Raw genomic sequence first — 19,902 nt, 5'->3', positions numbered from 1 at the left:
GATCGTTCCCACGCTCCGCGTGGGAATGCAGCCCGGGACGCTCCGCGTCCCATCCAGAGCCGAACGCAGAGCGTCCGTTGAGGCATTCCCACGCAGAGCGTGGGAACGATCTTGCGGGATCAGTGCCCGGAAGCCGCCGGGCCTGCTTTTGCGGCAAACGGTGGCTTGGCCAGCCACACAATCAGAATCAACCCCATGAAGCCCCAGCCCAACAACGTGAAGTAATCCACGGTGGAGAGCATGTACGCCTGGCTGGTGAGGATCTGATCCATCTGCGCGTACGCCGACTGGCTCGCGCCGCCTAAATGATTCAAGGTCTCGCGGGTCGCCGGCTCATAGGTGCTGATGCTTTCGCTCATGTACGCATGGTGCTGATCGGCGCGGCGAATCCAGATCCACGTGGTCAGCGATGCCGCGAAGCTGCCGCCCAGTGTCCGCAGGAAGGTCGCCAGGCCCGCACCGTCGGCGATCTGGCTCGGCGGCAGGTCCGACATCAGGATGCTCAGGGTCGGCATGAAGAACAGCGCCACGCCAATCCCCATGAACAGCTGCACCAGGGCGATGTGCTGGAAGTCGACTTCGTTGGTGAACTCAGCGCGCATAAAGCAGCTCAGGCCAATCGCGAGGAACGCCAGACCGGCCAGCAGGCGCAGGTCGAACTTGTTCGCGTACTTGCCGACAAACGGCGACAGCAACACCGGCAGAATGCCGATCGGCGCCACGGCCAGACCGGCCCAGGTCGCGGTGTAACCCATCTGCGTCTGCAACCACTGAGGCAGGATCAGGTTGATGCCGAAGAACCCGGCGTAACCCAACACCAGCACCAGCGTGCCGATGCGGAAGTTGCGGTGCGCGAACAAGCGCAGGTTGACCACCGGATGCTGGTCAGTCATTTCCCAGATCACGAACACCGCCAGCGCAATCACCGAAATCGCCGCGCCGATGATGATGAAGTTCGACTCGAACCAGTCCAGATCATTGCCCTTGTCGAGGATCACCTGCAACGCGCCAACCCCGATGATCAGCGTGATCAGACCGACGTAGTCCATCGGCTGCCGACTGGTCTCGACCGGACGCTTGGCCAGTTGCGAGCGCACCACCATCACCGCAAAAATGCCGATCGGTACGTTGATGAAGAAGATCCACGGCCAGCTGTAGCTGTCAGTAATCCAGCCACCGAGAATGGGCCCGGCAATCGGCGCCACCACCGTGACCATCGCCAGCAACGCCAGGGCCATGCCGCGCCTCGCGGGGGGATAGACCGCAATCAATAGAGTCTGTGTCATCGGGTACAGCGGCCCGGCCACCAGGCCTTGCAGCACGCGGAAACCAATCAGTTCCGGCATCGAGGTGGAGATACCGCAGAGGAACGAGGCCAGCACAAACAGGATGGTGGCCCAGAGAAAAAGTTTCACCTCACCGAAGCGCCGACTGAGCCAACCGGTCAGCGGCAGCGCAATGGCGTTACTTACGGCAAACGAGGTGATCACCCAGGTACCCTGCTCCGAGCTCACCCCGAGGTTGCCGGAAATCGTCGGCAGCGCCACGTTGGCAATGGTGGTGTCGAGCACTTGCATGAATGTCGCCAGCGACAGGCCGATGGTGCTGAGCAACAGGCTGGGCGGCGTGAAAGAGGCGTTATTGCTCATTGTCAATCCTGTGAAACCTGATTAGCGCCGGGCCCTCTGTAGGAGTGAGCCTGCTCGCGATAGCGGTGTATCAGTCGAGGAAACTGGGTCTGACACACCGCTATCGCGAGCAGGCTCACTCCTACAAGGTCAGTGCAGGTCAGCGTTGCGCGGTTTTGCTGACCGCAGCGCTGTTGTCGTGGATCAGTTGCGCGATCATCGCGTCGGCTTCGGCCAGTTGCCGGTCGTAGACGTTGGTGCTGAACGAGGCCTTTTGTGGCGGCTGCTGGGCCAGCACCGGACCGCTCTGGTCGTGCAGATTCACTTCAACGTTGGTCGACAGGCCGACCCGCAGCGGGTTTTTCGCCAGCTCTTCGGCATTGATGTGAATCCGCACCGGCACGCGCTGCACGATCTTGATCCAGTTACCGGTGGCGTTCTGCGCCGGCAGCAAGGCAAACGCGCTGCCGGTCCCGGCGCCGAGGCTGTCGACGGTGCCGCTGTACTTCACGCTGCTGCCGTAGATGTCGGACTCGATGTCCACCGGTTGGCCGATGCGCATGTCACGCAGTTGGGTTTCCTTGAAGTTGGCGTCGATCCACAGCTGATCCAGCGGAATCACCGCCATCAGCGCCGTGCCCGGCTGGACGCGTTGACCGAGTTGCACGGTGCGCTTGGCGACGTAACCGGTGACCGGCGCGATCAGGGTGCTGCGCGCATTGGTCAGGTAAGCCTGACGCAGGTCGGCAGCCGCCGACATCACGTCCGGGTGCGACGAGACCACCGTGTCATCGACCAGTGCACTGGTGGTTTTCAGTTGCTGTTTGGCATTGGCCAGGGCGTTTTGCGCCGAGGTCAGGTCGTCGCGAGCGTGGGACAGTTCTTCCTGGGAAATCGCCCCGCCAGCGGCGAGGTTTTTCCGGCGGTTGAAGTTGTCCTGCGCCTTCTGCACTTCAGCCTGTTGCGCGTTGACCTGGGCTTTCATGCCATCGACGTTGCTGTACAGGCCGCGCACCTGACGCACAGTGCGCGCCAGTTTCGCCTGGGCACTTTGCAGGCCGACTTCGGCATCGTTCGGGTCGAAGTTGATCAGCACCTGGCCTTCGTGAACCAGATCACCATCGTCAGCGCCAATGCTGACCACGGTGCCGGTGACCAACGGGGTGATTTCCACCACGTTGCCGTTGACGTAGGCGTCATCGGTGCTCTCGTTCCAGCGCCCGATGAATTCGTGATACGCCCAGACGCCGGCACCGGCGAGCAGGACCACGACGGCCAGCACCAGCAGCATCACTTTGCGCTTGCGCGGATTGCCGGTGTCGGGGGTGTTGTCTTGAGTTTGAGTGTTTTCGGCAGTGGCCATGACAAATACCTGAATTAGTTGTGCGGCGTGGCTGGGGTGGCGTTGGCTGCGGTCAGGGTGTCACCCTGGAAGCCGCCGCCCAGCGCTTGCATCAGTTGAATCGACAGGTCGATCTGCTCGGCATTGAGGTTGGCCAGCTGACGCTGGGCCTGCAGCAATTGCTGCTCGATGCTGAGCACGTCCAGGTAGTTGCCGATGCCGGAACCGTAACGCTGGACGACGGTGTTGTAAGAATCCTGAGCAATGTCGGTGGCGTGTTGCTGCGCACCGATCTGCCGGCCGATATCACGCAACTGGTTGATCGTGTCGCTGACATCGCCCAGTGCTTTCACCAGGCTTTTGTTGTACTGCGCAACCGCCAGGTCGTAATCGGCGTCGCGCGCATCGAGGTTGGCGCGCAGGCGCCCGCCATCGAAGATCGGCAGCGAAATGGTCGGGGCGATGTTGAAGAAACGACTGGCCGAACCGAACATTGCGTCACCCAACAAGGATTCGGCACCGGCGGACGCCGTAAGGTTCAGGTTGGGATAGAAGCGGGTTTTCGCCGAGTCGATGTCTTTGCTCGCTGCTTCCACGCGCCAGCGCGCGGCGACCAGATCCGGACGGCGGCCCAGCAGCTCCGCCGGCAGCACCGACGGCACCGCTACAGCGCTGGCTTGCAGAACTTTCGGCCGGGCGATTTCGTTGCCACGATCCGGGCCTTTGCCGAGCAACACGGCCAGGGCGATCTTGGCGCTGTTCAGGCGTTTTTCCGCATCGATCAGGCTGGCTTCGGAACTGGCCTCAAGGCTTTGGGTTTGCTGGAACTGGTACTGGCTGTCGATCCCGGCACTCAAGCGACGCTGGCTCAGATCGAGCATCTGTTTGGTGCGTTTGAGGTCGTCGTTGGACAGGTCGTAAACAATGTGCGCCTGGCCCAGATCACTGTAGGCACGAGCGACGTCGGCGGCGAGGGTCAGTTGTGCAGCCTGACGATCGACTTCGGCGGCGCGAGCCTGACCGAGTGCGGCTTCCCAGGCATCACGCTGGCCGCCCCACAGGTCGAAGTTGTAATTGAAACCGGCGCTGACGTTCCGCACGGTGGCGTAGGCATCGCCCTGCCCTCGCGGGTCCTGGTCCTTGGCCAGACGCGAACGGCTGATGCCGGCGCTGGCATCAAGGGTCGGATAACGTTCGGCATCGGCGGCATACGCGGCAGCGCTGGCCTGATGCGCGCGGGCTGCAGCGATCTGCATGTCCGGGCTGTCGTGCAGCGCTTCGCGGATCAGGCCGTCGAGTTGCGGATCGCCGAGACTTGCCCACCAGTCGCTTTTCGGCCACGCGGCCGGCGACAGGGTCACGCCGTTGAGGGATTGGCCGACTTTCAGGCTCTTCGCATCAAGGTTTTTGCCTTGAGTGTCGAGGCCGCTGTAGTTGGCGCAGCCGGCGAGGATCATCGCCGACAGCACCAAGGTCAGGCTGCTGCGCAAGGTTTTACCGCTCATTGTGTTCACCTAACCGCTGGATAGTGATCGGGTCACCGGCTGCCAGCAGGATTTTCTTGAGGATGTATTCCAGGGTCTTCAACTCGTCCGTGGTGACGGCGCCGGCCAGTTCATTCATTGCGTCGGCGCCGATGTGCGGCAGGCGATCGGCCAGTTGCTGGCCCTGCTCGGTGAGCTTGAGCTGCACCTGACGGCGATCACCTTCGCTGCGTTGGCGAGCCAGGAAACCTTTCTGCTCCAGACGATCGAGCATGCGCGTCATCGAACCGCTGTCCAGCGACAGGTGTCGGCACAGCTCGGCCGGGGTGTCGACGCCGAACTGGGCCATGATGATCAGCACCTTGAACTGCGCGGCGGTGATGCCGTGAGGTTCCATGTGGGTGTCGATGATCCGGTCCTTGAGCAGCGCGGCACGGCCAAGCAACAAGCCGAGATGGCAATGTTTGAATTCGTCCGGGGTGAAGTGCTTCATGTGCTCACCTAATAACTGCCTAGGCAGTGAATGTATGTCGAGATGTTACTGCCTAGGCAGCGAATGTCAACGTAATAGTTAGGAAGCTTGGTAATTAGTTGACCAGTGGAGTGGGTTTTTGTGTCGCACAGGCGGACGCCATCGCGAGCAGGCTCACTCCTACAAGGGAACGCATTTCAAATGTAGGCCTTCGCCTGCTCGCGATTGGAGCGACTCGGTGTGAAGTCGGTCAGGACTCGTCGGAAGGATGCACTGGTGGCGGCTGCACCGGATGCACCTCACGCCCGCGCAAGGCAGTCGCCACATACCCAAAGGCACGCTTGCTCACCGCATAAATGCTGTGCCAGCCCGGCGGCGCGGGCTCGATGGCAGCGTGCAACGCTCGCGCATAGTCGAGCACCAGTCCGGGCGTCCAGGCCATCACCTCGGCGCGTTTACGCACCTGCGCTGCCACCCAGAACTCAGGGCTGATGATGACTCGGACGAAATCCCGCATGCTCGAATGCCCCCGGTTCATCGCCCCTTCCAGGGCCGCTTCAAGGCTATGGGCAACGGCACTCGAACAATTGCGGCTGGTGAGGTTGTAGGTGCTGTTCTGCCGATACTCAGTCCAGAACGCCTGCAACCGCCGGGCGTCGTAGTGGGCGAAACTGACCTGAACCGAAGACGGGCACCAGTCAGCCACCTCGCCGGCATAGTCCGGCAGAAACCGACCGGCGACGTCGTTGTTCGGTGTTGCCCGCAGCAAGCGCACAAAATCCCCTGCCGACCGGTCGATGTCGTCCAGCGGGTAATGGCTGATGTAAATGTCCGGGCCACATTCGAGGGCCGCGTGGCCAGCGGAAATCACACCGTTGATGTCAACCGCCGCGATATATCGGTTGAGCAGGCGGTTGCGCACCAGGGTGTCATCAACGGTGCCGCTGGGTGTCCAGACATGAATCACCAGCGCCGCGCCGTCGGCCGGCACACTGACCGAGGAAGGGTTTGTCAGCGCCGGCTGTTTTTTGAAGCGCACGGCCTGCTGCAACAAGGCACAACCGGAGAGGAAAATGCTCATGCCAATGCAGAACGGCACCGTGCCCTTATAAAGCGTCGGATACGGTTCGAGGATAAACACGCCAAAGCCGATTTCGAACAACCCCGCCAGCAGCGACACTTGCCAACCGACAAAGCGCACCACCACCGCAGCCGCCAGCCGAAAGACCCCATCGATTATAAAAGCCCCGCCAAACAGCACCGCCAGAATCAGCCCGGCAGCATGTTGCCGGTCGACGATCAGCAACCCCAGCAAGAGAAAAGCCATACCTCGCGCTTTACGCAGGGCAGCAGCGGTACCGGTTTGCGGTGCAGGCACCAGCAGAAGGATCAGCGCTTCCAGCAACAACAGATAGCCGAAAAGATGCAGCGGAAAATACAAAACACCGTCCAGCGCATCAATGAAGATGCCCACACCGGCCGCGCCCCAGACAACGCCCGTCAGCGCCAGCGCGGACCAGCGCTTGCGGACAAAGTCATTACCGAGCAAGACCATACTCAAGCGGACCATATGACCTCTCTGGTGAACCGGGGGCCGCACAACCTTTACGGTTTACAGGCTTCGGTGAGTCTAATACATCGTCACGTTTGCGGATTCGCGGGAGCGTGTTCTAAGAATCGCCTGATGTCCATCGGCAAACCGCGTGGTTAACGTACGCCGCTCTTTGGCCGACACGTATAGCCCTTTTCATGAAGCGAATAACTCTGCAGCGCCCCCTGCTCACTCTTGTCGCGGCGACGTTGCTGACCTGCGCGGCGGACGCGATGGCGGCGAATTGTAGCTTCAACGGTTCCCCTTCCACGCAAACGCTCAGTTACGGCGCCAGCCTGGCCAATGGCGGCCTGAACATCCCCGCCGACACACCGGATGGCACGGTGGTTTATCAGGAAACCGCACAGCAATCGAGCTCGCACAGTTGGTCGTGCACTGCGAACTCGCTATATGGTGTGGCGGTCAATCCCGCGTTTGGCACCCCGACCAGTACCGTAACGACCTTCCCCCTGGGCAAGACCGGGCTGTCGTTCCGTATCTGGATGGGTATGCTGGATCGCTATGAGCCCTCGCTCTTTTCGGTCGCCCCAAAAGGCTACGGCGTGATGCCAGGCTCGATCCGCCTGGAAATCGTCAAGTCAGGCCCATTGGCGGCGCAGATCACGATACCGGCCGGCAACCTGGCCAGCCTGAAAGCCGGCGAGCTGATTCTGAACAACTTCAACCTGACCAGCGCGCTGGTGTTGAATGCGGCCTCCTGCCAGACCCCGGCCGTGCCGGTCGCCATGGGCGATGACTATCAACTCCACGAGTTTAGCGACGCCGGCGCGAAACCCCGCACGGTACGTTTCAACATCGCACTGAACCAGTGCCAGACCGGCATCAAGAAAGTCACCTATTCACTCAAGGCCACCACACCGGTCATCGACGCGACCAAGGGCATCGTCGCCCTCAACAGCACCTCTACCGCCAGCGGCATCGGCCTGCAATTAATGAACGACGCCGGGCAACCCATCGCCTTCGATACCATCTACCCGTTCAACGCCTTTTCCACCACCGGCACCGACTTCAAGATTCCCTTGTCGGCGGCGTACTACCGCCTGCCGACCGGCGATCTCAAGGCCGGCAGTGCCAACACCGAAGTCACCTTCATCGTCAACTACCTGTAGCCATCTAGGAATCGTCTGATTCTCCGCGCTCCCGGCCCTCCCTAGAGTGCCGGGATGAGATTGAAGAACTACCTCCATCAGATCAGCCCGATCCTGTCCTCGCCACATACCGCGCGTCGTCTGTTGCGCATTTTTGCTCTGGTGCTGCTGGTGGGCATACTCGGCGGCGTGTACAGCTTCCTGCTGTTTACCTTCAACAGTGAGATCTCCCAGCGGCGTAGCTACATGAGCAGCGCCATCGCCGAAGCGCATACTTTTTTCACCACCCGCGAAGCATTGCTGGAAAGTCTGAGCCTGTCGGCCACGCGCATGACCAACCTGGATCTGCCGGTCTCCGAGGAAGAGATCCGCCTGTTGCTCGGGCACACGCCAGGCCAGCAATGGAGCATCTGGCTGACCCAACGCATGCGCGACTACCTCAAGGCCAGGCAACTCAACCTGGTCTACGTCAGCAGTGGCCCGCAGACCCAAGTGTTGCGCCTGTACAACGCAACCCTGGTGACCCGTGATTTCCCCCAGCCCCTGCTGGAGCAACTGCAAACCCTCAAGCACCACAATACCAGCGCCCTGAACGAACTCTGGCTGACCCATGCCGCTGACGGGCACTCGCAGTTGTACATCTTTATTCGCCTGGACAAGCGCGATGCGAGTTCCGGCTGGCTCGGCCTGGAAATGGACGACCGCGAAGTCTCCAGCGCCTTGAGCGACCACAGTGCCGGCGAGTTCACCATGTTCAACGCGCAAGGCATGCCGCTGTTCAGCAACAGCCACAAACCGCCGCCCGGGCAGAACCTGCCATTGCTGCGGCAGCAGGACTTCTTCGGGTTTGTCGGTGCTGGCTGGTTGCCCGAGCAACTGGTGTTGCGCAAGCAACTGAAATCATCGGACTGGCAGCTCACCTACTCCATCGACTTGCTTGCGGTGTTGTCGGCGCTATGGCCGCAGATGCTCGGTGCGCTGCTGTTCTGTCTGCTGAGTATCAGCCTGGTGTGCCTGCTGACCCGGCGTCTGGAACACCGCGTGATCAACCCGGCAATTCACCGGATTCAGGCGCTGGTGGAAAGCGAGCTGTTCAGCCGCGACGTGATCCAGACCGCCCCGGTGGCGCTGTGCGTGCTGCGACGCAGCGACGGTCAGGTGGTGCTGGAAAACACCCTCGCCCGGCAGTGGCTGGGCGACTGTGGCAAGCAACTGGGCGCCGGCTGGATTCGCGATGCCTTCGACGCGGCCAAGCCGTTCCTGACGGATTATTTCGAGACCCCCGACGGCCGCCACCTGTACCTGAGCTGCGCCCCCACCCGCTACAAAGGCGAGGACGTGTTGCTGTGTGCCTTCAGCGACATCAGTGCGCGCCGGCAAATCGAAGCCGCGCTGGAGCAGGCGCGGCAGTCGGCCGATGCGGCCAACGAGGCCAAGACCTTGTTCCTCGCAACCATGAGCCACGAAATCCGCACCCCACTTTACGGCGTGCTCGGCACCCTGGAATTGCTCGCGCGCACGCAACTCGATAGCCAGCAGAAAAGTTACCTGCAAGCCATCGAAGGTTCGTCCGCCACGTTGCTGCAGTTGATCTGCGACGTGCTCGATGTGTCGAAGATCGAGGCCGGGCAACTGGCGCTGGAACTCAGCGAGTTTTGCCCGGCGACGCTGGTGCAGGAAGTGGTGCAGGGTTACGCGGCGGCGGCGCAAAGCAAAGGTTTGCAACTGTACGCCTGCCTTGACTCGCAACTGCCAGACCGGCTGATCGGCGATGTCAGCCGCGTACGGCAGATCCTCAATAATCTGCTGAGCAACGCGGTCAAGTTCACCGACTCCGGGCGCGTGGTGCTGCGGGTCAAATTGCTCGGTCGCGAAGGCGAACGGGTATGCCTGCAATGGCAAGTGTCGGACACTGGCAAAGGCATCGCCCATGACGATCAGGCGTTTATTTTCGAGCCGTTCTACCAGACCGAAGGCAACACCAACGTGGTCGCCGGCACAGGCCTGGGTCTGCCGATTTGCCAGCGCCTGACGCACTTGATGAACGGCACGCTGCGCATGGTCAGCGAGCCGGGCCTGGGCAGCAGCTTTTCCCTGAGCGTGCCGTTGGAGCAACCCTCCTGCGGCGCCTGCCTTGTCGCTTCGCCGGTATTGGCCGCAGACATCGTCTACGTGGTGTCGCCCATCCGCGAACTGGCCGACAGTATCAGCGGCTGGTTACGCCGCTGGGGCGCACGTCCGCAAATCGGCGCACCTGACGCCACTGAACTCGACGCGACAGCTGTGCTGCTGGAGCTGCATCCCGCGCCCGTCGGACAACCTTCGAACCCGCAATGGCACGGGCCACGGGTGCTCGCCAGCAGCGATGGCGCGCACGAACCGCAGTTCAGCGGTGACGGCTGGAAGGTCAATCTGAATGATCTCGCCGCGATCCAGCGCGCCGTCCGCCAGGCTCAGGGCGGCCAGATTACCCAGCACCCGCAACAACGAGAACCCCACGCGTTGCGGTCGTTGCACCTGCACATCCTGGTGGCAGAGGACAACGTCATCAACCAGCTGATCCTGCGCGATCAGCTCGAAGAGCTCGGTTGCACAGTGGCGCTGGCCAGCGATGGCGAGCAAGCGTTGTCGCTGTGGCACGACGGCGCATTCGACATCGTCCTTACCGACGTCAACATGCCCCGCCTCAACGGCTACGAACTGGCCAAAGCCCTGCGGCGTCTCGGTTGCAGCATCCCGATCATCGGCGCCACCGCCAACGCGATGCGCGGTGAAGACGCCCTGTGCCTGGCTGCCGGGATGAATCACTGCCTGGTCAAACCCTTTACGCTACGAGCCTTGTTCGCGGTCCTGGCTCCCTACGAACGAGTCGCCCATGAAGCCCTGTAGCATTTTGATTGTCGAAGACCACCCCTTCCAGCACCTGTACTTGCAGAACCTGTTCAACGAGCTGGGCGTCTTCGACGTGGTCTGCGCCAGGGACGGCGAAGCGGCACTGGCCTGCCTGAAAACACGCGACTTCGACCTGGTACTCACCGACCTGCTGATGCCGGGCATGGACGGCGTGCAGTTCATTCAGGGCCTCGCCGCGCAACGTTCACGGCCCGCACTGGCGATCATGAGCGCCGCTTCCCGGCGCATGTTGATGGGCGCCAGCCTGGTGGCGAGTAACCTGCAAGTGAAAGTCATCGGGCTGATTTCCAAACCGGTGAGCACGGCCGCCCTGCGCTGCCTGATCGATCAATTGCAGGCGCTGCGCCAGACCGCACCGGCCGAGACCCGCGAAGGCATCGACCGCCAGAGTCTGTTGCAGGCCCTGGACAATGGCGAGCTGCAAGCCTGGTTCCAACCCAAGAAAGCCCTGAGCAATGGCCGGATCGTGGCGGCCGAAGCACTGGTGCGCTGGATGCATCCCGAGCATGGCACGCTGCTGCCCGGGGCGTTCCTGCCGGCGCTGGTCGCCTGTGGTCTCGAAGAACGCCTGCTGTGGCGGGTGCTGGAACAGGCGATCGCCGCGCAGATCGTCTGGCGCCAGCAGGGCTATGACATTCCGGTGTCGGTCAACCTGCCCACGCACTTGCTCAACAGCCATGACCTGCCCGACCGCATCCTCGCGTTCGTGCTGGCCCATCAAGGCCTGCCGGCACGGATCTGCTTCGAATTGATGGAATGCTCGGTGCCCGATGACATCAGCAACTTCTACGCCGGCGCCTGCCGCTTGCGGATCAAGGGCTTCGACCTGTCTCAGGATGATTTCGGCAAGGGCTACAGCTCGTACATGAACCTGGTGTCGGCGCCCTTCACCGAGTTGAAGATCGACCGCACGCTGGTGCAAGGCTGCAACGCCAACGAGGAACTGGCCCAGGCCCTGACCAGCATTGTCAGCCTCGGGCGCCAGCTGGGCCTGACGGTGGTGGCCGAAGGCGTGGAAACCGCGCAAGAACTTGCTCTGTTGCGTAAGATCGACTGCACTCAGGTTCAGGGTTTCCTGATCTCCCACGCCGTGTCTTCGGATCAGTTCCAGCAATTGCTGACCCATGACGGGCCGGCGAACGCGTATTGACCCGCAAGCGGGTGTTGACGAACGTCACTTGCTATCGAGGTCACTGTGTCCAAAGACTCTCCCATCACTGTTGCCCAGGCACGCTGATGCCACGCCACAACGCCTTCCTGGAGAAACTCGCCAGCAGTTCATCGCGCCTGAACAAAGGCTTGCTGGTGCTCGGCGCCCTGGTGTTGCTGTTACTGGGCGTCAGCTATCTGGGGGTGACGCGCATGATCGAAGAGCGGCGCGAAACCTTGCAGTTTCACTTTGCCCGATTGATGGAGAATATCCGCGAACAGGAAGTGTTCCTGCGCGATATCTCGCAGGCAAGCACCAAGGGCGATCAGCCTTTCTGGGCTACCTTGCCCACCTATATGCAAAAGCCCCTGCCCGAAGAAGGCCCGAACATCTATGAGGGCCGGGGCATGCCGTTCTCCCTGCCCTACAGCGTAAAGATCGATCCGAACAGGATCACCGCCGATCAATCCCCGAAAGTCTTTGCGCTGGGTACTTACCTGGCCGCCTACTACAGCGCGTTCTGGGCCGCCTCCCATTACCAGTCACCCCAGGTGATCCTGCTCAACGGCCCCGACAACTTCGATGTGGCGGTGCCTTCGGCTGGGCGCATACGCGGCGCCGTGCGGATGCAGGTGGGTGCGCTGGTAGAGGTGATGACCCAGGTCAACGAGCGACTGCGGGTACAAAACTCAACACAAGACGCTCATCAGGTGTACTGGGAACCCTACGCTCCCGCTCAGACAGACAAGAGCGCACCGACCCTTCTGGCTTACGTCGATATAAACCTGGCCAGGACGACGCTGACCATCGAAGGGGCCAACACCTGGGTGGTGGTGGCCTCGCTGCTGAACCTTTCCCAGGTCAATAACATCGAGCGCTTAATGCAGTGGTCGATCTACGACGACTTCACCTTGATCACTCCGCGTGGCGTGGTATTGACCGGTGCCCTGAAACCCGGCCAAGTGCTGGATGAGGGGGTGAATTTCAACCGCGACGGCCTGGTGTTCAAACTGAGCAGCCCAGGCGAACAACACTGGACCGCGATCTACGTCATCAGTGTGCAGAGCTTCCTCGATTACGCGCTGTGGCCATTGGTGGGCCTGATAGCGCTGGTGGTGGCGGTGCTCGGATGCAGCCGGGCGATCAATCGCTGGTACCAGACCCGGGTCATCCTGCCCGCACAAAGCGCGCACGCCAGCATCGCCGAAAGCGAGGCATTCAGCCGAGCGGTGATCGACACGGCGCCGATCGGCCTGTGCGTGATCCGTCGCAGCGATCACCACGTGCTTGTGCAAAACCAGCGCGCCCAGCAGTGGCGCGACAACGGCCAGTTGATGAGCCTGCTCACCTCGCGCACCGACCCCGGCCACGCCGATCTCGAACTCAACGGGCGCCACCTGCACGTCGCCTTCGTGCCCACCCGCTATCAGGGTCAGGATGCCTGGTTGTGTGCGCTGCATGACGTGACCCGGCATGTCGAAGACGCGGCGGCGCTGGAAGATGCACGCCATGCCGCCGACTCGGCGAACCAGGCCAAGAGCCGCTTCCTCGCGACCATGAGCCATGAGATTCGCACACCGTTGTACGGGGTGCTGGGCACTCTGGAACTGCTCGGCCTGACCGCGCTCGCCCCGCGCCAGCAGGATTACCTGCAGACCATCCAGCGCTCGTCCGCCACGTTGTTCCAGCTGATCAGCGATGTGCTGGATGTGTCGAAAATCGAAGCCGGGCAGATGACCCTCGAACTGCAGGATTTCTGCCCGCTGGAACTGACCGAAGACACCGTGCACACCTACAGCGCCTTCGCCCGCGCCAAGGGCTTGCAACTATATGCCTGCATCGAGGCGACGTTGCCGGATCGGCTGCGCGGTGATCCGATACGCATTCGCCAGATCCTCAATAATCTGCTGAGCAACGCGATCAAGTTCACCGATAACGGCCGCGTGGTATTGCGGGTACGCGTGCTGGAAAGTGTCGACGGCCGCGCCAGCGTGCAGTGGCAGGTCAGCGATTCAGGGGTGGGGATTTCCCAGGCGCAGCAACAGCAATTGTTCGACCCTTTCTATCAGGTCAACGACGCCACCGAACAGGCCGGTGCCGGCCTCGGACTGGCCATCTGCAAATGGCTGTGCGAGTTGATGGCAGGCCAGTTGAACGTAGTCAGCGAACCGGGCCTGGGCAGCAGCTTCACCCTGCAACTGGCACTGGAACGCGCGCCCGGCGCATTGGCCGATTGCCCTGCATTCAATCCCGGCACCCCCGCCGTTTATGTGCGTGCCCAGGTCACTGAGCTGGCGCAGCACCTGATCGCCTGGCTCAACCGTTTCGGCCTCGACTGCCGTGCGCTGACGGCCGATACGCCCGTGTCATCGGCGCTTCTGGTGGAGCTTTCGCCACTGGCAAACACCCCGCCGTGGCCCGGGCCACGGATCATTGCCACCGCAGGCGGCCCCAACCCGTCGCAGTTGCGCGGTGCCGACCGGGAAGTCGATGCCGACGATGTCCGCGCAATTGCCTGGGCGATTCATCAGGCCCTGCATGGCGCCGGCAGCGACAGTCAGCCGTTGCCGACGGAAAAGACCCGGCGCTTGAATCTGCACGTGCTGGTGGCGGAAGACAATGTGATCAACTTGGCGATCATCAAGGAGCAACTGGAGGTGCTGGGCTGCACGGTGGTCGTCGCCGCCAATGGCGAACAGGCGCTGGCGCAGTGGTCACCGGGAGGCTTCGATCTGGTGCTGACCGACGTCAACATGCCGCGCATGAACGGCTACCAACTGGCGGCGGCGTTACGCCAACAGGATCCGACCGTGCCGATTATCGGCGTCACCGCCAACGCCCTGCGCGAAGAAGGCGAACGCTGCGCCGCCGTGGGCATGAACGCCTGGATGGTCAAGCCGTTGAACCTTGCCACCCTGCGCGCGCACCTGGAAAAACACGGCAAGATCGCCCTGCCGGCCACCAGCGCACCGCCGATTCAGCTGTCAGCGAAAATGCGCGAACTATTTGTCACCACCCTGCGCCAGGACATACACACGACCCAGACGGCACTCGACAACGCCGATGCCAATCGCGTGGCGCAGCAACTGCACAGCATGGCCGGCGCGCTGGGTGCGGTGCAGGTCGAAGCCATGGCCACAACATTTATCGAGTTGGAGTGCCGTTTGCACGGCATGGCCGTGACCCGCGCCCTGGACCTGGAAGTCCGCCAGAATCTGGCTCGATTGAACGATCTACTGGATACCCTTGAATAATTTCACTCTGGATAATCACCCATGGAAACCCTCAACGTTGTCATTGCCGATGACCATCCCATCGTTCTGGTGGGGGTACGCGAGCTGGTTGAGCGGGACAGACGCTTTCACGTGGTGGGCGAAGCGGTTTGTTCCAACGAGCTGATCAACCTGCTGGAAACCCGGCAGGTGGACCTGGTCATCACCGATTTCAACATGCCTGGCGACTCACCCTACGGTGACGGCCTGAAACTGGTGGAGTACCTGACGCGGCACTTCCCCCGCGTGCGCGTACTGGTGCTGACGATGATTTCCAACCCGTTGATCCTCACGCGCCTGCAAGAGCTCGGGGTGCTGGCGATCATTCAGAAAAACCAGCTGCATAATGAAATCGAAACCGCGCTCAAGGCCATTGCCCGGGGCAACCCGGTGCGCAGCTATGAGCCGCCGCCGACCTCGGTGATCGACGATGGCGCCGACCTCGACGAACGCTTTACCCGGCTGTCGCCCAAGGAACACGAAATATTGCGTTTATTTGTCTCGGGAATGGGTGTCAGCGAAATTGCCCGGGGTTTGAACAGAAGTGCCAAGACGATCAGCACGCAAAAAATATCGGCCATGCGCAAACTTGAAGTCAGCAGTGATCAGGACTTGCTGACGTATTGCATAGAACGCAACTTGTTCAACTAACAGGAGACTTGCAAACTTCAAAAACGGTTTCTAGGATTCGTCTGATGTCCCGTCAGAAGTGCGCGCTATATCGTGTTGTTTTAACCCCAACAAATGGTAAACAACATGAAAAAGCTGTCTCGCACACTGCTCGCCCTTTCGATCTTTGCCGCCGCCGGTAACGCCCTGGCCGCCGATCCACCGGTTACCCCGACCAAGGCCGGCAGCGGCACCATCAACTTCACCGGCACCATCAACAACGATGCCTGCTCGGTTGAAGGCGCCGGCAGCAACAAGACCATTTCGGTCGCCATGGGCGAAGTGTCGATCAAGGACATGGGCACCGCCACTGCACCTAAAGGCAACGGCACCCTGAGCGCCGAGAACTTCGACATGAAGATCAACTGCAACGCCGGGACCAAGGTCGCAATGATCTTCGAACCGACCAAGGGTGCAGGTTCGGGCATCGTTGCCGGGACTAAAGTGCTGAAGCTGATCGACGGTCTGGGCGCAGCGAAGAACATCGGTATTGCCTTGCTCGACTCCAACGGTGCGTTGATCGACCTGAGCTCGCCGTCCACCGCGAAGATCGAAAACACTCTGCAGGACAGCAACACCACGCTGAAATTCTCGGCCGCCTACGTCACCACCGCCGATGTGGCAACCGTGGTTGCCGGTCGCGGCGACGCCACCCTGCCGTTCACGCTGCAATACGAATAACCCGCGCGAACCTTCAAGCCTGGTGCGGGGCCGCTCGGCCCCGCACTCTCATTCAATTGCGCGGTAACCCTCATGTTTTATCGTCATTCATTGTCCCTTTGCGTGGGCCTTTTGGGCCTGCTCATGGTCGATCAGGCCATGGCCGGCATTTCATTGAGCAGCACCCGCCTGGTCTTCGACGGCCAGCACAAGGAAGCCGGGATCACCGTGCGCAACAGTGGCGCAGATGTGTTGATCCAGTCGTGGATCGACACCGATGCCAGCGACACCGCTGCGGTGCCGTTTGCCGTCACACCGCCACTGGTGCGCGTCAGCGGCGACGAGCAGCAGATCTTGCGGGTGATCTACGAAGGCACGGGCATGCCGACCGACCGTGAGTCGGTGGTGTGGCTCAACGTGCAGGAAATCCCCCAGGCCGCGAAAACCAGCAACACCTTGCAGCTCGCCGTGCGCCAGCGCATCAAGGTGTTCTTCCGCCCGGCGGGACTGAAAAACAATGCCTACCTGGCACCGAGCGAACTGACCTGGCGTCTGATTGAACGCGGCGCAAAATACCTGCTGGTGGTGAACAACCCCGGCCAGTATCACGTGTCGATTGCCGATATCACGCTGCAATCGGGCGCCGTCAGCGAACACCCTTTTGATTCAATGATGATCGCCCCCGGCGAACAGAAAGAGTTCAGCCTAAAACAACTTCACAACGCTAATACAGCACGCCTGTTATTCAGCAGCATTAATGACTACGGCGCCCAAGACCGTTATGCCGCGCAACTTTCCAACAGTGCCGATACTCGAGCCAGTTTGAATAAAGAATCCCCATAACTTGAGTGCCGCTGTCACAGCCGCACTTTCACTGTATTTCTCTTCGCTCCGTTAGTTCGTATCGGAGGTGATATAGGGTTCCTGCATGTTTTTACTCAAGCGCGACGGATGGGCGCCGTTTTCGGTGGCTCTGGTGTTCAGCTCCGCCTGCCTGGCCGATGGCGATGAACAGTTCAATACCTCGTTTCTGCAAGGTGCGCCGTCCTCTGTCGACGTGCAATCACTGCTCGCCAGCAGTCGCGTACTGCCCGGCATTTACCGGGTCGACCTCTACGGCAACGAAACCCTGGTTGGCCGTCGCGATATCGACTTCCGGCGCCACCCGGGCACGGGCAAGATCGAGGCCTGCCTGACCCTGGAGATGGTCCAGCAATTGGGGGTCGATATCGGCAAACTGCAGGCCGCCGGCAAACTGCTCGGCGATGACCCGAACGCCTGCCTCGATCTGCCCGCGTTGATCGATCACGCCACCGTGCGTTACGACGTGCCGCGTCTGCGGCTGATGGTCAGTGTCCCGCAGAGCGCCATGGAGCGCGGCCGGCGTGGTTATGTCGACCCGGCCTTGTGGGACGCAGGCGTGCCCGCCGCGTTCATCAACTATCAGCTGAGCAGCAGCCGCAACAGCACTCAGGGTGTAAACACGCTGAGCAATAACGTTGGCTTGCGCAACGGCATCAACCTCGGCGCCTGGCGTTTGCGCAACGAGTCGAACTTCAACAGCACCACCGGCAGCCCCAGCACCTTCAACAGCAACCGCACCTACCTGCAACATGACGTGACCGCCCTGAAGGGCCAGTTCAGTGCCGGGGATATTTTCTCCGACGCCGACCTGTTCGACAGCGTGCGTTATCGCGGCCTGAAACTGGCGTCCGACGACGGCATGCGCGCCGACAGCGAGCGCGGTTATGCACCGGTGATTCGCGGTATTGCGCAGTCCAGCGCCACCGTGGAGATTCGCCAGAACGACTACATCCTCTATACCGCCAATGTGCCGCCGGGACCGTTCGAGATCAGCGACATCTACCCCAGCGGCTCCAACGGTGACCTGGAAGTGACGATCATCGAAGCCGATGGCCGGCGCCGGGTCAGCGTGCAGGCGTTTTCCAGTCTGCCGATCATGGTGCGCCAGGGCCAGTTGAAGTACAGCCTCTCGGCCGGCCAGTACAACAGCAACAGCGATGATCAGCAGTCACCGCAGTTTCTCAGCAGCACGCTGGCGTATGGCATCAGCAGCAACCTGTCGGGGATCGTCGGGGTACAGGCGTCGGAGAATTTTCAGGCGTTGTCGGTGGGTGCAGGTCGTAACACCGCCATCGGCGCAGTCTCGCTGGACCTGACCCACTCCAGCAGTCGCACCTTCGGTCAGGCGGTCACCGGTAACAGCTTGCGCGCCCTGTACGCCAAGACGTTCACCGGCACCGACACCAACTTCACCCTCGCCGCCTACCGCTACTCGACCGAGGGCTATCGCACCCTCACCGAGCACGTCGAGGAAGTGAGCAGCGAGGGCCAGCCACGCACCGGCAACTCGAAAACCCGCACCGACCTGACCGTCAACCAGAGCCTGGGGCGCAACCAGGAATTTGGCAGCGTCTACATCAACGCCAGCGACCAGCGTTACTGGGGCCGTGGCGGTTCACAAAGCCTGTCGGCGGGTTACAGCAACTATTGGGGGGATGTCAGTTACAACCTCGGCGCGACGTATTCCAAGGATGTCGGCAACTACGGGCCGGCGAACAACGACACATTGGTCAACCTGTCCGTGTCGTTCCCGTTGGGTTCAAAACCCCGGGCGCCACGGGCCTTTGTCTCGGCCAGCACGCAGAAAGGCAACGACAGCACCCAAATGGGCATCAACGGCTATCTGTCGGAAGACAGCGACACTTATTACTCGGTGCAAGGCGGCAACAGCAGCACCGGCGGCAGCAGCGGTTCGGTCAACCTCAGCACCCGCACCTCGGTGATGGACATCAGCGCCGGTTACAGCCAGGGACGCGGCTACAACTCGCAGAACCTGAATCTGGCCGGTTCGATCGTCGGCCATGCCGGCGGCATCAACCTGGGACAAACCGTGGGCGAGACATTCGCGCTGGCGCAGGTCGAAGGCGTGGAAGGGGTGAAAATCGGCAGCTTCTCCGGGGCCAAAACCGGCAGCAACGGCTTCGCGGTGGTACCCAACGCGCAGCCTTATCGGGTGAACTGGATCAACCTCGATACCCGTGACCTGGGCGGTGATGTCGAGATCGACAATGCGACCCGGCAAGTGGTGCCGCGCCGCGGTGCGGTGGTGCTGGCGCGTTACACCAGCAAGACCGGACGACGCGTGCAGTTCGCCTTGTTCGACGCGCAGCACCAACCGATCCCGTTTGGCGCGTCGCTCGAAGACAGCGCCGGCAAGCAACTGGCGATCTCCGACCCGAGCGGCAAGGCACTGGCGCTGGTGGAAGCCGACACCGGCATCCTGACCATCAACTGGCAGGGCCAGCGCTGCGAGGCGCCGTATGCACTGCCCGAACGTGACAAAGCGTTGAACTACGAGCGGGCCTCGCTGGTGTGCCGCCCGTCCCAGTAATGCCAACAGATCGAATCAGGCGCGAGTCTGCTCGCGAAGAGGTCGTCAGCCTCAGCGTTATCGATGAATGAGAAGACGCCTTCGCGAGCAGGCTCGCTCCCACAGGGGATTTCGAGCGCACACAAATCCGTGCCTGGCACAGATCGAATGTGGGAGCGAGCCTGCTCGCGAAGGCCGCACCTCGGTTCAAATAAACA

The 19,902-nt window shown here is 61.5% G+C and carries 13 protein-coding genes; 8 read left to right on the top strand and 5 right to left on the bottom strand.

Annotation, left to right across the window (positions count from 1 at the left end):
• Positions 1-119: 119 nt before the first annotated feature.
• The 5 genes from PseAD21_RS18390 to PseAD21_RS18365 all read right to left on the bottom strand — a co-directional run bounded on the left by PseAD21_RS18390 (position 120) and on the right by PseAD21_RS18365 (position 6,496).
• A complete protein-coding gene (locus PseAD21_RS18390; protein WP_007961985.1) occupies positions 120-1,649 on the bottom strand; it encodes a DHA2 family efflux MFS transporter permease subunit in 1,530 nt (509 codons plus the stop codon).
• A 139-nt stretch (positions 1,650-1,788) separates the two neighbouring features.
• Positions 1,789-2,991, bottom strand: coding sequence for an efflux RND transporter periplasmic adaptor subunit (locus tag PseAD21_RS18380; protein WP_102356908.1), 1,203 nt, complete (start codon positions 2,989-2,991; stop codon positions 1,789-1,791).
• Between the two features lie 14 nt (positions 2,992-3,005).
• A complete protein-coding gene (locus PseAD21_RS18375) occupies positions 3,006-4,475 on the bottom strand; it encodes an efflux transporter outer membrane subunit (protein ID WP_102356907.1) in 1,470 nt (489 codons plus the stop codon).
• The gene (locus PseAD21_RS18370; RefSeq protein WP_064586973.1) at positions 4,465-4,947 is read right to left on the bottom strand and encodes a MarR family winged helix-turn-helix transcriptional regulator; all 483 of its coding nucleotides are present in this window, start codon (positions 4,945-4,947) and stop codon (positions 4,465-4,467) included. The genes PseAD21_RS18375 and PseAD21_RS18370 overlap by 11 nt, the downstream gene beginning before the upstream one ends.
• Before the next feature lie 229 nt (positions 4,948-5,176).
• On the bottom strand, positions 5,177-6,496 hold the full coding sequence (locus tag PseAD21_RS18365; RefSeq protein WP_102356906.1) for an HdeD family acid-resistance protein: 1,320 nt from the start codon (positions 6,494-6,496) through the stop codon (positions 5,177-5,179).
• 179 nt (positions 6,497-6,675) lie between these two features.
• On the opposite strand from PseAD21_RS18365, the gene PseAD21_RS18360 reads away from it, so the two are divergent.
• The 8 genes from PseAD21_RS18360 (at position 6,676) to PseAD21_RS18325 (ending at position 19,705) form a co-directional block, all read left to right on the top strand.
• A complete protein-coding gene (locus tag PseAD21_RS18360; protein ID WP_102356905.1) occupies positions 6,676-7,647 on the top strand; it encodes a fimbrial protein in 972 nt (323 codons plus the stop codon).
• A 54-nt stretch (positions 7,648-7,701) separates the two neighbouring features.
• Positions 7,702-10,515 carry an ATP-binding protein gene (locus PseAD21_RS18355; protein WP_102356904.1) on the top strand — a complete coding sequence of 938 codons (2,814 nt, stop codon included), beginning with the start codon at positions 7,702-7,704 and terminating at the stop codon, positions 10,513-10,515.
• Positions 10,502-11,689 carry an EAL domain-containing protein gene (locus PseAD21_RS18350; RefSeq protein ID WP_102356903.1) on the top strand — a complete coding sequence of 396 codons (1,188 nt, stop codon included), beginning with the start codon at positions 10,502-10,504 and terminating at the stop codon, positions 11,687-11,689. Before PseAD21_RS18355 ends, PseAD21_RS18350 begins: the two co-directional genes overlap by 14 nt.
• 86 nt (positions 11,690-11,775) lie before the next feature.
• Positions 11,776-14,943 (top strand): hybrid sensor histidine kinase/response regulator, encoded by a 3,168-nt coding sequence (locus PseAD21_RS18345; RefSeq protein ID WP_102356902.1) that lies wholly within the window; start codon positions 11,776-11,778, stop codon positions 14,941-14,943.
• Positions 14,944-14,964: 21 nt separating this feature from the next.
• Positions 14,965-15,612: a response regulator gene (locus PseAD21_RS18340; protein ID WP_102356901.1), complete on the top strand. Its 648-nt coding sequence runs from the start codon at positions 14,965-14,967 to the stop codon at positions 15,610-15,612.
• Positions 15,613-15,717: 105 nt separating this feature from the next.
• Positions 15,718-16,311, top strand: coding sequence for a fimbrial protein (locus PseAD21_RS18335; RefSeq protein WP_102356900.1), 594 nt, complete (start codon positions 15,718-15,720; stop codon positions 16,309-16,311).
• A 72-nt stretch (positions 16,312-16,383) separates the two neighbouring features.
• A complete protein-coding gene (locus PseAD21_RS18330; protein WP_102356899.1) occupies positions 16,384-17,133 on the top strand; it encodes a molecular chaperone in 750 nt (249 codons plus the stop codon).
• An 85-nt stretch (positions 17,134-17,218) separates the two neighbouring features.
• The gene (locus PseAD21_RS18325) at positions 17,219-19,705 is read left to right on the top strand and encodes a fimbria/pilus outer membrane usher protein (RefSeq protein ID WP_102356898.1); all 2,487 of its coding nucleotides are present in this window, start codon (positions 17,219-17,221) and stop codon (positions 19,703-19,705) included.
• The last annotated feature ends 197 nt before the right edge of the window (positions 19,706-19,902 follow it).

This window comes from Pseudomonas sp. AD21 (genome assembly GCF_002878485.1).
Classification (GTDB): domain Bacteria; phylum Pseudomonadota; class Gammaproteobacteria; order Pseudomonadales; family Pseudomonadaceae; genus Aquipseudomonas.
This window is presented reverse-complemented; position numbering and strand designations above follow the sequence as displayed.